The organism is Phaeodactylibacter sp. (assembly GCF_040219495.1).
In the GTDB taxonomy this organism is placed as follows: domain Bacteria; phylum Bacteroidota; class Bacteroidia; order Chitinophagales; family Saprospiraceae; genus Phaeodactylibacter.
Window position 1 is genome coordinate 1 of record NZ_JAVJSK010000061.1, and the last position, 12995, is coordinate 12995.

A 12995-nucleotide genomic window follows, 5' to 3' on the forward strand; every position below is an offset into this window, starting at 1 on the left:
GTTAGACGAGGCACGAAAACCGGAGTTTAGCCTTAGCTAAATGAGGATTTTCGGGACGAAGTGTAAGCAAAAAAGTGTAGTTTGCAGACCGATTACTAAAGTCCCAACACGCTCTCATTGAGGAAGTCAGAGCTTGCCCCGCATTTCTGCGGGGTTCATAAAGCGTTGATTTGCAATAGTAACGAGCTCCAAACATGCTCTACAGAGTTAAAATGGCTCTTTCCTTCCTACAGCACGGACCCGGTGCATCAAGGTCTAATAACTATGGTTTTCCAGAAGCACTTTTTTTTGGACGAATAACCGCCCATAAAAAAAGCCCTCAGCATAATACTGAAGGCTTTTACTGTGAACCCGCTGGGGCTTCCCGGTTGCACCGGGACAGGCTTCTCGCCCCATCGGGTATGCTCTTTTGTTCCATACTTTGGACCATAAAAAAAGCCCTCAGTGCGATACTGAAGGCTTTTACTGTGAACCCGCTGGGGCTCGAACCCAGGACCCCTTGATTAAAAGTCAAGTGCTCTAGCCAACTGAGCTACGGGTTCTTAAATTGGCTATGTTGCGGTGCCTTTTTCGTAAGGCGTTGCAAATATAGGACAGTTTAGCGGAAAAAACAAAGGACAATTTCTATTTTTTTCTGCACTCCTATCTCCAAATATTACAGACGCTTGAAAAACAGCAGCTTGGACAGAATAGTTTCCGGGAGTACTTATTTTTTAGGCGGGCGGGCGGCCTTGAGCGCAGCCTCAAAGGTGCCGTAGTTCGTATAATCCTGAATGACAGTTTCGGCACCCAACGACCACAAGGTATCCAAATCGCCCGCCCGGCGCACACCAACGAAGTCAATTTGCATATTGCGGGTCGTCGTTACATCCCACTCCGCATCGCCCAGGTAGACGACCCGCGATAAAGGACCGCCATTCAGTACTTCAGCCGCTGCGATCGTTTCTTCCAAAATGGCCTCCCGGGTGGGCTTGCCATCTCCTCCGCTAAACAGCCGGTCTTCAATCGTGATGCCAACATGTGACAACTTGATATGCGCCGGGATTTTCCAGCCGCCCGTCCCTATCCCGATCAGACAGTCTACCTCCTGCAACTGCTCGATGGCCTGCCTGGCACCTGGCACTTCCTGAAAATGCGCCGGCTCTTGCTCTCTGGCCTGCCGAAGGGCTTCCATATATACATCCTGAAAGGTTGTGGTCTCTTCTACAGATGGTGACCGCTGAAAGTGTTGCTGAATAACCGTACCAAAAATGATATTATCGGTCACATGAGGGAACAGCCGCCAGTCAATACTGGGGAAGGGCCTGCGGTATATGCGCTCGTAAGTGTCCGCAAAAGTTTGGCTGTCCCGCTTATCAGAATGCACCAGTGTGCCATCTACATCAAATATGATCAGTTCCATCCTTTTGATTTGCGTTGCCTGTTTTACCGGGGAAATCCAGCTCCAGCTGAATGCCTGTGCTTTCCTGCTCTTTGGAGAGATTGGACACAGAGATGCCGAGCAGGCGTACCTGCCCGATTTCCTCCAGGTGTTCGTAAAGCAACTCCCTGACCGTGCGCAACAGTTCCTCCTGCTGCCGGAGCTCCCGGTTGAAGGTGCGGCTGCGGGTCAGGATTTTAAAATCCGGTGTTTTGGCTTTTAACGTCACGGTGCGGCCAAAGTTGTCGGCTTTATCCATATACTGATAAACCACCTGACAGAGGTAGGCCAGCTTCTCTTCCATTTCTGCCACCTTGGTCAGGTTTTCTTTGAAGGTCCGCTCCGCCCCGATCGACTTCCGGATGCGGTTGGGGTTGACCGGACGGTTGTCCTCTGCCCGGACGATGCGATAGTAATGCCGCCCTACCTTTCCAAACCGTTGTACCATTTCGATTTCCGAAAGGGCTTTCAGATCTTTGCCGGTGAAGATACCCATGCGGCGCATTTTAGTGGCTGTCACTTTGCCAATGCCGTGGAAAGCCTCTATCTCGAGGGCTTCTAAAAACGACAGGGCTTCTTCCGGTGGGATCACCTTCATGCCATTGGGCTTATTGATGTCGCTGGCTACCTTGGCGAGGAATTTATTGAAGGAAATCCCTGCCGAAGCCGTCAGCCCGGTCTCTGCCTGAATGCGCTGGCAAATTTCCTGAGCAATCAGGGTGGCGGACCTGGGGCCACGCAATGGCTCGGTCACATCCAGATAGGCTTCGTCCAGAGACAAGGGCTCCACCAGGTCAGTATAGGTAGAAAAAATCTCACGTATTTGCGAAGAAACTGAACGGTACACATCAAAGCGGGATTTCACAAAAGTCAAGTCCGGGCAAAGGCGCTTAGCAGTGACGCTGGGCATGGCCGAACGCACCCCGTACTTACGGGCTTCATAGCTGGCAGAAGCCACTACGCCCCTCAGGCTCGAGCCCCCTACCGCAACCGGCCGGCCTTTCAGTTCCGGCCGGTCGCGCTGTTCCACGGATGCATAAAAGGCATCCATGTCAATATGAATGATTTTGCGGCTTGACTCCATGTGCTTGCAATAATTGCCCCCGACCAGGTTTGGCGACACTAATTTAGAAGAAAAACTTCAGATTGGGCACATCGGGCTTGCAGCCTGTCGGAGATGTGCTGATGCGGCGAGAGCGAGCCAATAGTATTTGCCGTTCGCAGACTATTGAGGGCCTCTCTGACAGGCTGCTTACCTTAACATAAAAACTCCCCGACACCAACAAGGGTGCGGGGAGCGCAAAAATTGCCTGCTTAAAGCTAATCTTTAGAACGTGTTGGGACTTTTGTCTTCTAGTCGAAAACTGACAATTTTTTGTTTAAACGAAGCACGAAAACCGGAGTTTAGTCTTAGCTAAATAGCCTGTCCAGCAGTTTGCGGGAAGGGTTTTCGGGACGAAGTATAAGCAAACCGATTACTAAAGTCCCAACACGCTCTTAAGGTATCACGATTTTTGCGGGTATCCGGTTCTTATCATGCTGTACCAATAGCTGGTAAAAGCCGGAAGGGACGTCAGGCAAAGGCCACTCCAGGGTTTGCCTGCCTTGGGCAAGCTGCGTTTGGTGCTGTGCGATCAGCTGACCGTTATTACTGAAGAGCAGGAGCGACACATTGCCTGACGCTTCCATATAAATAGATACTTGTAAAGGGGAATCTTTAGGTTTGGGATTGGGGTAGACTTGCAGAGCATAGCTTTCGCCTATACCATCAGGTACAGACTGAAGGCCTTGTATTTGCAGGTCCTCCTCTTCCTGTGTGCAATGGTGCCCGGGGTTGTATTTCCCGAGACGGCGTGCCCGATCAAAGTGTTCTGCCGGAAAACAGGCAAGGGCTGGTGGGTCATAAGCCCGGCTCCCCGTCATGGCATGTAGCCCGCCGGCGATATCATCTTCAAAGCCCAGCTCGTGGTGGGTTACACCAAAAGATGCCGCATAGTGCATCACACCGTCCGGGTTCACCACATGCTGCAGCTGCAGCGCATGCCCTAGTTCGTGCAGTACCACCGACTGGAAGTCGAGCTCATTGGCTGCCGGAGTACCATCAAAAGACCAGACTACGTCATCGTCCTCGTTAAATAGTGCCCCCCGCCGAATAACCATATCGACATCAGTCAACTCCCATTCAGAGTCGCCGCATTTGGCATAACGTGAAATAGTGGCCGCAAGCACTTGTTCACCGAGTTGCGCCCGGATATCCCACTGATCATGGTCGAAGCTGATAACGTTCTGCCCGTCATTGAGGCTTCCGTTTATACTTTCGGATATTGCAGGGCAGTCACTACCGATGTAAATCGGCAACCCGATCGAGTCTTGCCAGGCGCCAGCTGCAGCATTTAGTGCAGCTATGGCCGGTTCGAATGTGGTCAAAGGCACGCCGTTGTGGCTGCCGTTACTGCTCAGGCGGAACAGGTAACCCCCGTCATCGCGGCTCTTGTGGTCAATAAGTTTGGGCTCATAAAAGTTGCCAGAGCTCATCACGTTATTGTAGGCGTAGCTGATATTGATGGATACCGGGCTGAACCCAATACCTCCGGAGCTTGTCAAAATCAAAGGGGAACCGGTGCCGGCCTTATGCGGCACCTTTATGGCGATAGCCGTAGTAGTCCAGGATACAACATGCCATGGAAAAGTAGTAACATACCCAACGCCGCCCCGGTCCGCATTTGGGAAGAAGACCGTGCCCGTCCCTTCACCGAACCCCTGCCCGTGGATGGTCACGACCTCACCGACACCCGCCGCTACCAAAGATGGCGTAATGGAGTCAATTTGAGGCATTGCAACACGGTTAATACCAGCGCTTGGGAAATTTCTGATCCGGGTGGGTACTACGCCCGTTGCAGCAGCAATTTTTTGGTAAACAGCAGTCCGGGAAGCCATCTCACCGGTAAACAAGTAAGCTTCCTCAGCGGCAGGGTCGAAAGTAACGACGGCCCCCTGCGGAAGGACCGATTGCATGAATGAACTGAAGCCACGGGGAAGTGTATAAACGGCAGGCTTCAAGACGAAGATGCCAAGATCGCCAACCTGTAGCTCGGTAGAGGGGGCAACGATCATAGCCTCATCCCCTATCACACCACCGAGTGTCACAAGCTCTATGGTACTTCGAACATCACCTTTGAAAACTTGGTAAACTTCCAGTTGATAACGTGTATAGATCATTTCCTCTGCACTCCCCCGGAAAGAGGAGGCATTCCTGACTTTGGCTTCGACAACGGTGGTTCCAGACAGCAGTAGACCTCTCAGGTCTGTATTTACTTGTGAACACTGGGTATTGCCTGGGGTGGAAATCCCTAAGATAATAAGGAGTGTGATTAAGCAGGACAGCTTTTGCATTGTTTGGGTTTTTAATGACAAAAAAACTCTCCTTAGTGTTAGTTCTTGTGCTTTCTGTGACAGTTTAACCTGTCACAATTAGTGTCTTTACAGAAGCGTATAAGAATTTAAGCCCCTCATCTGTTGTATTGAGGTGGTCACAAACATTAATAAATTGAAATTTCGTTGATTTGGATTTAGTCTTCGTGCTACTGTAAAAGTAATGGTTATCGCAAATTATATTAACACTAATCTATATGTTTTGTGACATTGATAATACAAGCTATTAGTTGTAATTTTATCATATCTATTGTTTCCTCGTATGTATTGTCATCATAAAGAGCTCTTAAAACAATCAGTTTAAGTCCTTAAGCTGCAAACAGTGTGTTTCAAACTAGTTTTCCGTCACCTGCAGTCCATAATTAAAAGCTAATCTCCTGGCTTCAACACAGGACTAAAACCGAACAAATATAACCTTAAAAATAAATAACCGCCTGTATATCAGTATATTAAAAAATAACAAAACAATAATTTTTCGAACAATCTTTCATTTATGTAGTTTTTCCCCAAGTCAATTAGATTCATATTTGTAGCGTAAAGTCACACCAAAACACTTCATCCGATGCAAAAATCTAAAGACACCGCCGAGCTACTCCAAATGTTCCCTCTATTTGAAGGCATCGCCCCGGACGAGCTCGAGTACCTTGGCGCCCGTGCAGAGTTTATAAAATTCAAAAAGCACGAAAACGTATATCAGTCCGGCGAGCGCTCTGATTGCCTGCTCTTCCTGATAAAGGGAGTAGTCAAAATCGGCCGCTACTCAGCAGATGGCCGCGAGATCATCAAGCACGTCTTACACCCTATGAGCATGTTTGGTGAGCTTTGCCTGGCAGGTGAACTGAAGCGCAAAGATTTTGCCATGGCGATTAAGAAAGACACCCAAATCCTTAAAATACAGATGATACAGCTTCAGCAGGTGATGCGCAGGGATAGCAAGCTGTCGATGCGTGTTCTCAACTTTATCGGGAACCGGTTACAAAACGTGGAACAGCGGTTAGAGTCTTTGATTTTCAAGGATGCCCGCGAACGGATTATCGAGTTCCTGAAGGACGCTGCCCGGAAGCAAGGCAAGCGCGTTGGTTACGAAACCTTAATTAAGCACGCACTGACTCAGCAGGATATTGCCAATATTACCGGCACTTCCCGGCAGACCGTTACCTCTGTCATGAACGACCTGCGCAAGTCCAATCTGATCTATTTCAACCGCCGTACGATCTTAATCAGAGATCTGGGCAAGCTGGCCTAACCCGGCTAAGGATTTAGCATCAAAGGCACGATAAGGCCGTCCGATCCCAAAATGGTATTGGGGAAAATAGGAATTGCCTCCTGCAGCACGCGGTCCAGCACAGGGTACCGGGTAGAATAATGCCCCAGCACTAAGGTACGGACATCGGCGTTACGTGCCATCATCGCGGCTTCCTGTACCGTGGAGTGCCCTGTTTCCAACGCTTGCCCGTGATGCTTTTGCAGGAAGGTCGACTCGTGGTACAACAAGTCTACACCATATATATAGGACAAAAGGCTTTCCTCGTAAGCGGTATCTGAACAAAAAGCAAAGGAACGGGACCGGGGCGGAGGCAAGGTCAGTACTTCGTTAGGCACGTTGCCGTGATCGGGCGATAGAAAGTCCGCTCCTGCTTTGATATCAGGGATGGCCGTATAAGGGATATTATAACGTTCGATCTGCTCGCCCCGCATACTCCGGGGGCGTTCCTTTTCCCGGAACAGATAACCCGTAGCGGGCACACTATGCCGCAGTGGCAGGGTGTAAACTTCTAAAGCCTTATTCTCAAAAACCACTTTATGCAACGCCGGATCTACCTCGTGAAAATGCACTGGGAAAGACAAGTGCTTAGTAAAAGCGCAAGCCTGCTCAAGAAACTGCCCGACTTTAGGAGGGCCGAACACCAATAGCGGGGCGGTCCGATGATTCAACCCCATAGAGCTTAACAGCCCTGGAAGCCCCAGCACATGATCGCCGTGATGGTGAGAAATAAAAATATGGCTCAGCTTGCCCCACTTGACGTTGAAATCACTGAAGCGTATTTGCGCCCCTTCTCCACAATCAATCATATACAGCCGCTCCTGCACATTGAGCAATTGCATCGTCGGGAATCTGCCGTAGGCAGGTACGGCTCCACTGCAGCCTAGTATATTTAGGTCAAATCGCATAGCTATTACAAAAGAAGCACAGCCAAAATAGTTCAGCTGTGCCTCTTTTTGTTATCGAAAACGACGGTTCCGGGCCTACTCCTCGTCCCCTCCTCCATTGAGCTCCCGCTCGATGTCTTCCATAAAGATGTAATCAATAGCCTCAGATACCGTGGGCACCATCGTCAATATGGTATCAAGGCGGGAAATCTCCATCAGCTTCTTGACAGCAGGTTGCTCTGCGCCAGCCAGCACGAAAGACCCCATCTTTTTCCAAAGGCGGTCTGCGGTAAGAATAGCACTGAGGCCCGAAGAATCGACATATTTAACCTCAGAGAGGTCCATGACAAGATTCTTCACATCCTTGTCGGCAAGGAGGACCAGTTCTGATTTGACATCAGGTGCGATCAGGGAGTTGAAATTTTCTTCCTGAAGGGCGAAGACGGTATACCGTTCTTCTGTTTTTATCTTATACTCCATATAGTCTTATGGTTGTCATTTAGATTGTGGGCGAATGCAAAAATATCAATTAAGCGGCAGTCTACCTAGCTTGTTCCGTATATTTTCCGGGGCACGATAAGAAAGCACTCTGATTTTGCTTAAACACTGAGCCCGTTTTGAGTGTTTTGAACACAAACAAAGATAACAGGAACCTTCTGCCAGATTAGCGGTTTATTGACCAATATCGGAAATATTGGCAGCTTTTCAAGATTGGCATTATTTTTCCTGTACAGTTTAACAACTAAAACTACAGCTTCTTTTTAAAAACCGTTTCCCAAATCAATGAGAGACAAAAATCTATTTGCCCAAATTACATTTCTCTGAAATGTTAGTGCGTTGTTAAGCTCAGGAAACAGAAGAAACTAAAAAGAGGCTTCTTTTGTATTCTTGGATAATTAGTTTTAATATTGTTTGGGTAACCCAACTGGCTAAGAGAAGAAAGAAATATGAACAATAAACGTTTTTCTCCAAAAGTAAAGCAGGTCATTTCCAGAAGTCGGGACGCGGCGATACGGCTGGGCCATGATTTCATCGGAACCGAGCACCTGTTGCTGGGCATCATGGCTGAGCAGGAAAGCCTGGCTCTAAAAGTCCTGGACTCACTGGATGTTAATCCTTCTGAGCTTCAACAAAATGTGGAAGAATCTGTGCAACGTATCCCCAGCGGCCAAACCGCCCTGAACGTTGGCAACCTGCCACTAAATAAGCAGGCGGAGAAAGTCCTCAAAGTGACTTTCCTGGAAGCTAAAATGCTCAAGAGCGATGAAATCAGCCCCGAACATCTGCTGCTTTCCATCCTCAAACATAAGGATAACCCTGCTTCCAAAATATTGAACCAGTTTGATGTGGATTACGATATCTACAAAGCTGAACTGGAATATGTCCGGCAGGAACAAGACTTCACCAGCACTTCTGAACCTTTCGCTCAGGCGCCATCCGATCAGGATGACCCCTACGAAGATGATGAAGGGCAAGGTGGTGGCCGCTACCAACAGCGTAAAGGCACCTCCAAGTCCCGTACCCCGGTACTCGATAATTTCGGGCGTGATATCACCAAACTTGCAGAAGAAGACAAGCTTGATCCGATCATCGGCCGTGAAAATGAAATCGAGCGGGTATCGCAAATTCTGAGCCGCCGTAAAAAGAACAACCCGATCCTCATCGGTGAGCCGGGTGTCGGTAAAACGGCTATTGTGGAGGGCCTCGCGCTCCGCATTATTCAAAAGAAAGTCAGCCGCACCTTGTTCAACAAGCGGATCGTGATGCTTGACCTCGCTGCCCTCGTTGCCGGTACCAAATACCGCGGTCAGTTTGAGGAGCGCATGAAGGCCATCATGAATGAGCTGGAAAAATCACGCGACGTGATCCTGTTCATTGATGAGATACACACAATTGTAGGCGCAGGTGGCGCTACCGGCTCCCTTGATGCTTCCAATATATTTAAGCCTGCGCTCGCCCGGGGTGAGCTGCAGTGCATCGGTGCCTCCACCCTGGATGAGTACCGTCAGCATATCGAAAAGGACGGCGCACTCGACCGGCGGTTCCAGAAAGTGATGGTTGACCCGCCTTCAGCAGAGGAAGCGGTGAACATCCTGGATAACATCCGGCCCAAATACGAGGAATTCCACAATGTGAATTATTCCCGGGAGGCCATCGAAGCCTGCGTGAAGCTGAGCGACCGCTACATTAGCGACCGCTTCCTTCCGGATAAGGCGATTGATGTACTGGATGAAGTGGGCGCCCGCGTGCACCTCAAGAACATTCACGTTCCGGAGCATATCGAAGAGCTGGAAAAGAAAATTGAGGAGCTCAAAGAGCAGAAAAATCAAGCGGTAAAGAATCAGCAGTACGAGAAAGCAGCAGACCTCCGTGATAAGGAGTCCAAGCTGGTGCGTCAGCTGGAATTTGCCAAAATACAATGGGAAGAAGAAGTAAAAACCAAGCGGTACCCGGTAGAAGAAGAGGATATTGCGGAAGTGGTTTCTATGATGACCGGCATTCCGGTAAGCCGGGTTGCTCAGAGTGAAAGCAAGAAGCTGGTAGGTATGGATAGCGACCTGCAGGACGTTATCGTGGGTCAAAACGAAGCCATAACCAAAATTACCCGCGCTATTCAGCGTAACCGCGTTGGACTGAAAGACCCCACCAAGCCAATTGGGTCGTTCATCTTCCTCGGGCCTACCGGTGTGGGTAAAACAGAGCTGGCAAAGTCACTCGCCCGCTACATCTTCGATTCCGAAGACGCATTGGTGCGCCTTGATATGAGCGAGTACATGGAGAAATTCTCCGTCAGCCGGCTCATTGGTGCGCCTCCGGGCTACGTAGGTTATGAAGAAGGGGGACAACTTACAGAGAAAGTCCGCCGGAAGCCTTATTCGGTCATCCTGCTGGATGAAATCGAAAAGGCACACCCTGATGTCTATAACATTTTGCTTCAGGTGCTGGATGATGGCCAACTGACCGACGGTCTGGGCCGAAAGGTAGACTTCAAAAACTCCCTGATCATCATGACTTCCAACGTTGGCGTACGCCAGCTGAAGGATTTCGGTCAGGGCGTTGGTTTTGCAACTCAGGCACGGCAGAGTGCTGCGGACGATAACGCGAAAGGCGTGATTCAGAATGCACTGAAGCGGACCTTCTCTCCGGAATTTCTGAACCGGGTGGATGATGTAGTCATCTTCAATAGCCTGAATCAGGATGATATCTCTAAGATTATTGATATTGCCCTGAAGGATCTGCACAAACGGCTCGACAATATGGGTTATACCCTTACCCTTTCTGAGGAAGCCAAGATGTTCGTTGCCGAAAAAGGTTACGACCCTCAGTTTGGTGCCCGTCCGTTGCACCGGGCTATTCAAAAGTACATTGAAGACCCGCTTGCAGAGTTTATCCTCAACTCTAATCCGGAGACAGGGGCTACGCTTGAAGCGGTCATGAATGACGATAAAGACGGTTTAAAGATAACCTTAAGTAAAGAAGTGAACACAGACGCATAACCCTGTGAGATACCAAAAGCAGCCCTTTGATGCGATTCAAATGGGCTGCTTTTATGTTTATCCGGTGCGTTCAGCCGCAAATCTGAACTTCACTGAACTTTTTTTCGATTTTTTTAATTAAATTAGTAGTGCAGGTGCTGATATGTTTTCAGTACTCCAATTATTGTTTCACAAAAAAAGAAGCTATTGGCAAAGAGATCTGGTAGAAAAGGTTTTAATACCCGAAATTCCAATAAACCCGAGTTTAGAACTAACGAACACATCCGCGTACCTGAAATCCGACTGGTAGGCGAAAATGTAGAAGAAATCGGTGAAGCGATTGGTCAGAAGCTGGAAGCAGGAACGGTCTACCCTACCCGCTCAGCGAAAGACTGGGCTCGTAAGGTCGAGCTTGATCTGGTCGAAATTTCCCCCAACGCGAAACCACCGGTGGTCAAAATCATTGACTTCAACAAATTCCTCTACGAAAAGAAGAAGAAGGAGAAGGAAATCAAAGCCAAAGCGGCCAAGACAGTGGTCAAGGAAATCCGGTTCGGCCCTAATACGGACGATCACGATTTCGACTTCAAACTCCGCCACGCCAAAGGCTTCCTTGAAGAAGGAGCCAAAGTCAAAGCCTACGTCCACTTCCGTGGTCGGACCATCGTATTTAAAGAGCGGGGGGAACTCCTTTTGCTCCGCTTCCTCAAGGAGCTCGAAGAATTTGGCTCCGCAGAAGCTCTCCCCAAGATGGAAGGCCGCCGTATGATCGTAATGATTTCGCCGAAGAAGAAAAAGAAGAAATAGGCGGCTTCAAAGCAAGCTTAGCCTGTCTTTTCATGAGAACAAAACCCTATCGCTAAACTTTTTCACAATCAATTGAAATTTGTTTAGCGATAGGGTTTATTTTTGTTACCTTTGCATTCCCTTTTTCAGGGATATTATAAGATTAAAGCAACAGCAATGCCAAAGATGAAGACTCACTCCAGTGCCAAGAAGCGTTTCAAGCGTACTGGCTCTGGCAAGATCAAGCGCTATCAGGCAAAGACTTCGCACATGATGCGCAACAAGAGCAAGAAAGCGAAGCTGCGCCTGCGTGATTCCACGACCGTTCATGAGCACAACGAAGACCGCGTGAAGCGTCTGCTTTGTATTTAAATTTATTCTTAATTTTTTAACGAGAGCGCAGGCCGAAAGCGTCGCCCATTCTGGTAGATGGACCTCTGCGTTGTACTAAAAAATCAAACTATGCCACGTTCAGTAAATGCCGTTGCTTCCCGCAAACGGCGCAAGAAGATTTTAAAAATGGCGAAGGGCTACTTCGGTGCCCGCAGCAAAGTCTATACCGTCGCTAAAAACGCGGTAGAAAAAGGTCTTACTTACGCATACCGCGACCGTAAAGCCAAAAAACGTGCATTCCGCCGTCTTTGGATTGCCCGTATCAACGCTGCTGCCCGCCAAAACGGAATTTCTTATTCCCGTTTGATCCATCAGCTATCCGAAAGTAACGTCGAGCTCAACCGAAAGGTCCTCGCTGACTTGGCTATGAACCACCCCGATGCCTTCAAGGCAGTGGTTGACTCTGCTAAGAAATAAGTACTCCAAATATTGGAGTCATGAACAGGGAAGTAACCTAAAGGGTTGCTTCCCTTTCCTGATTTTAAGACCCTACGCTCAAAAGGTACCTTTATATGATCATGCGAACGTTCCCCAACCTTGTACTTTTGATGGTTCTCCTTTGGAGCTGTGCAGCAGAAAGCGGAAATACAGACGCTGCCGAAGCTCCCACCTCTACTACCGACACCGTAGTGGTAAATCAGGATACGCTTGCCCCACAAACGCTCAGTGCAGCGGTCGATATGGATACCGCCCACTTCGAGTATCAGGATGGTACACTGCGGCTCACCTGGAAAATGCTGGCCGACGTTATTTTTACGGATGAATACAGCGAAGAAGTACAGGCTTATGTCCCTTACCCCACATTCGGTGCACAACTGGAGGCCATAGAAGGCCGGGAAGTCCTCATTGAAGGCTATATCATCCCGCTGGAGGAAACAGGGGACGAAACCATCCTGGTCCTGAGCGCCTTACCCTACAGTAGCTGTTTTTTCTGCGGTGGTGCCGGGCCTGAATCCGTTATGGACATCAAACTCCGCCCGGGAGCCAAACGAAAATTCACCACAGATGACCGCCTCACTTTCAGGGGCAAACTTCGCCTGAACGATGATGATTTGTACTTCCTGAACTATATCCTGGAAGATGCGGTGGTGCACGATTGAATACGCCAAAATCGTACCCACGTAATACCAAACAGTCCGTCGGAAAGCGACCCTCCAATAATAGTCGGCAACAGCAAAATTTGCTCGTTCCCGCTACATCACCGCATCTCCGAAAATCTGCTGAAAATTTTACTGCCTGGAGGTAACTACATTTGCAATAGCGCGTTAAATCACGTAACTTTATTAGCGTTTATTACTGTAGATTTTGTACCAGGCATGAATTAGGATCTTTTACCA

At 48.8% G+C, this 12995-nt stretch carries 11 protein-coding genes and 1 tRNA gene; 6 read left to right on the forward strand and 6 right to left on the reverse strand.

Going from position 1 to position 12995, the window contains the following annotated elements; genetic code table 11:
• Positions 1-468: 468 nt before the first annotated feature.
• From RIC19_RS08935 to RIC19_RS08950, 4 genes are all read right to left on the reverse strand, one after another.
• Positions 469-542, reverse strand: a tRNA-Lys gene (locus RIC19_RS08935).
• A gap of 164 nt (positions 543-706) precedes the next feature.
• Positions 707-1402: an HAD family hydrolase gene (locus RIC19_RS08940; protein WP_350177961.1), complete on the reverse strand. Its 696-nt coding sequence runs from the start codon at positions 1400-1402 to the stop codon at positions 707-709.
• Positions 1383-2504: a DNA polymerase IV gene (dinB, locus tag RIC19_RS08945; protein WP_350177962.1), complete on the reverse strand. Its 1122-nt coding sequence runs from the start codon at positions 2502-2504 to the stop codon at positions 1383-1385. The genes RIC19_RS08940 and dinB overlap by 20 nt, the downstream gene beginning before the upstream one ends.
• Positions 2505-2917: 413 nt before the next feature.
• Complete coding sequence (locus RIC19_RS08950; RefSeq protein ID WP_350177963.1) at positions 2918-4813, reverse strand: matrixin family metalloprotease; 1896 nt, start codon at positions 4811-4813, stop codon at positions 2918-2920.
• A 601-nt stretch (positions 4814-5414) separates the two neighbouring features.
• Between RIC19_RS08950 and RIC19_RS08955 the strand changes: the two genes are divergently transcribed.
• A complete protein-coding gene (locus tag RIC19_RS08955; protein ID WP_350177964.1) occupies positions 5415-6098 on the forward strand; it encodes a Crp/Fnr family transcriptional regulator in 684 nt (227 codons plus the stop codon).
• Positions 6099-6103: 5 nt separating this feature from the next.
• On the opposite strand, the gene RIC19_RS08960 is transcribed toward RIC19_RS08955, so the two are convergent.
• Together RIC19_RS08960 and RIC19_RS08965 are read right to left on the reverse strand one after the other, a co-directional pair.
• On the reverse strand, positions 6104-7024 hold the full coding sequence (locus RIC19_RS08960; RefSeq protein WP_350177965.1) for a ribonuclease Z: 921 nt from the start codon (positions 7022-7024) through the stop codon (positions 6104-6106).
• 75 nt (positions 7025-7099) lie between these two features.
• Positions 7100-7483 carry an STAS domain-containing protein gene (locus RIC19_RS08965; protein ID WP_350177966.1) on the reverse strand — a complete coding sequence of 128 codons (384 nt, stop codon included), beginning with the start codon at positions 7481-7483 and terminating at the stop codon, positions 7100-7102.
• A gap of 467 nt (positions 7484-7950) precedes the next feature.
• On the opposite strand from RIC19_RS08965, the gene RIC19_RS08970 reads away from it, so the two are divergent.
• The 5 genes from RIC19_RS08970 to RIC19_RS08990 all read left to right on the forward strand — a co-directional run bounded on the left by RIC19_RS08970 (position 7951) and on the right by RIC19_RS08990 (position 12758).
• Entirely contained in the window at positions 7951-10500 is a 2550-nt protein-coding gene (locus RIC19_RS08970) for an ATP-dependent Clp protease ATP-binding subunit (protein ID WP_350177967.1), read from the forward strand.
• 186 nt (positions 10501-10686) lie between these two features.
• Positions 10687-11286, forward strand: coding sequence for a translation initiation factor IF-3 (infC, locus tag RIC19_RS08975; RefSeq protein ID WP_350177968.1), 600 nt, complete (start codon positions 10687-10689; stop codon positions 11284-11286).
• Between the two features lie 156 nt (positions 11287-11442).
• A complete protein-coding gene (rpmI, locus tag RIC19_RS08980; protein WP_350177969.1) occupies positions 11443-11637 on the forward strand; it encodes a 50S ribosomal protein L35 in 195 nt (64 codons plus the stop codon).
• A 90-nt stretch (positions 11638-11727) separates the two neighbouring features.
• Positions 11728-12075, forward strand: a complete 348-nt coding sequence (gene rplT, locus RIC19_RS08985) for a 50S ribosomal protein L20 (protein WP_350177970.1) — start codon at positions 11728-11730, stop codon at positions 12073-12075.
• A gap of 95 nt (positions 12076-12170) precedes the next feature.
• Positions 12171-12758: a DUF3299 domain-containing protein gene (locus RIC19_RS08990; RefSeq protein WP_350177971.1), complete on the forward strand. Its 588-nt coding sequence runs from the start codon at positions 12171-12173 to the stop codon at positions 12756-12758.
• Positions 12759-12995: the final 237 nt, after the last annotated feature.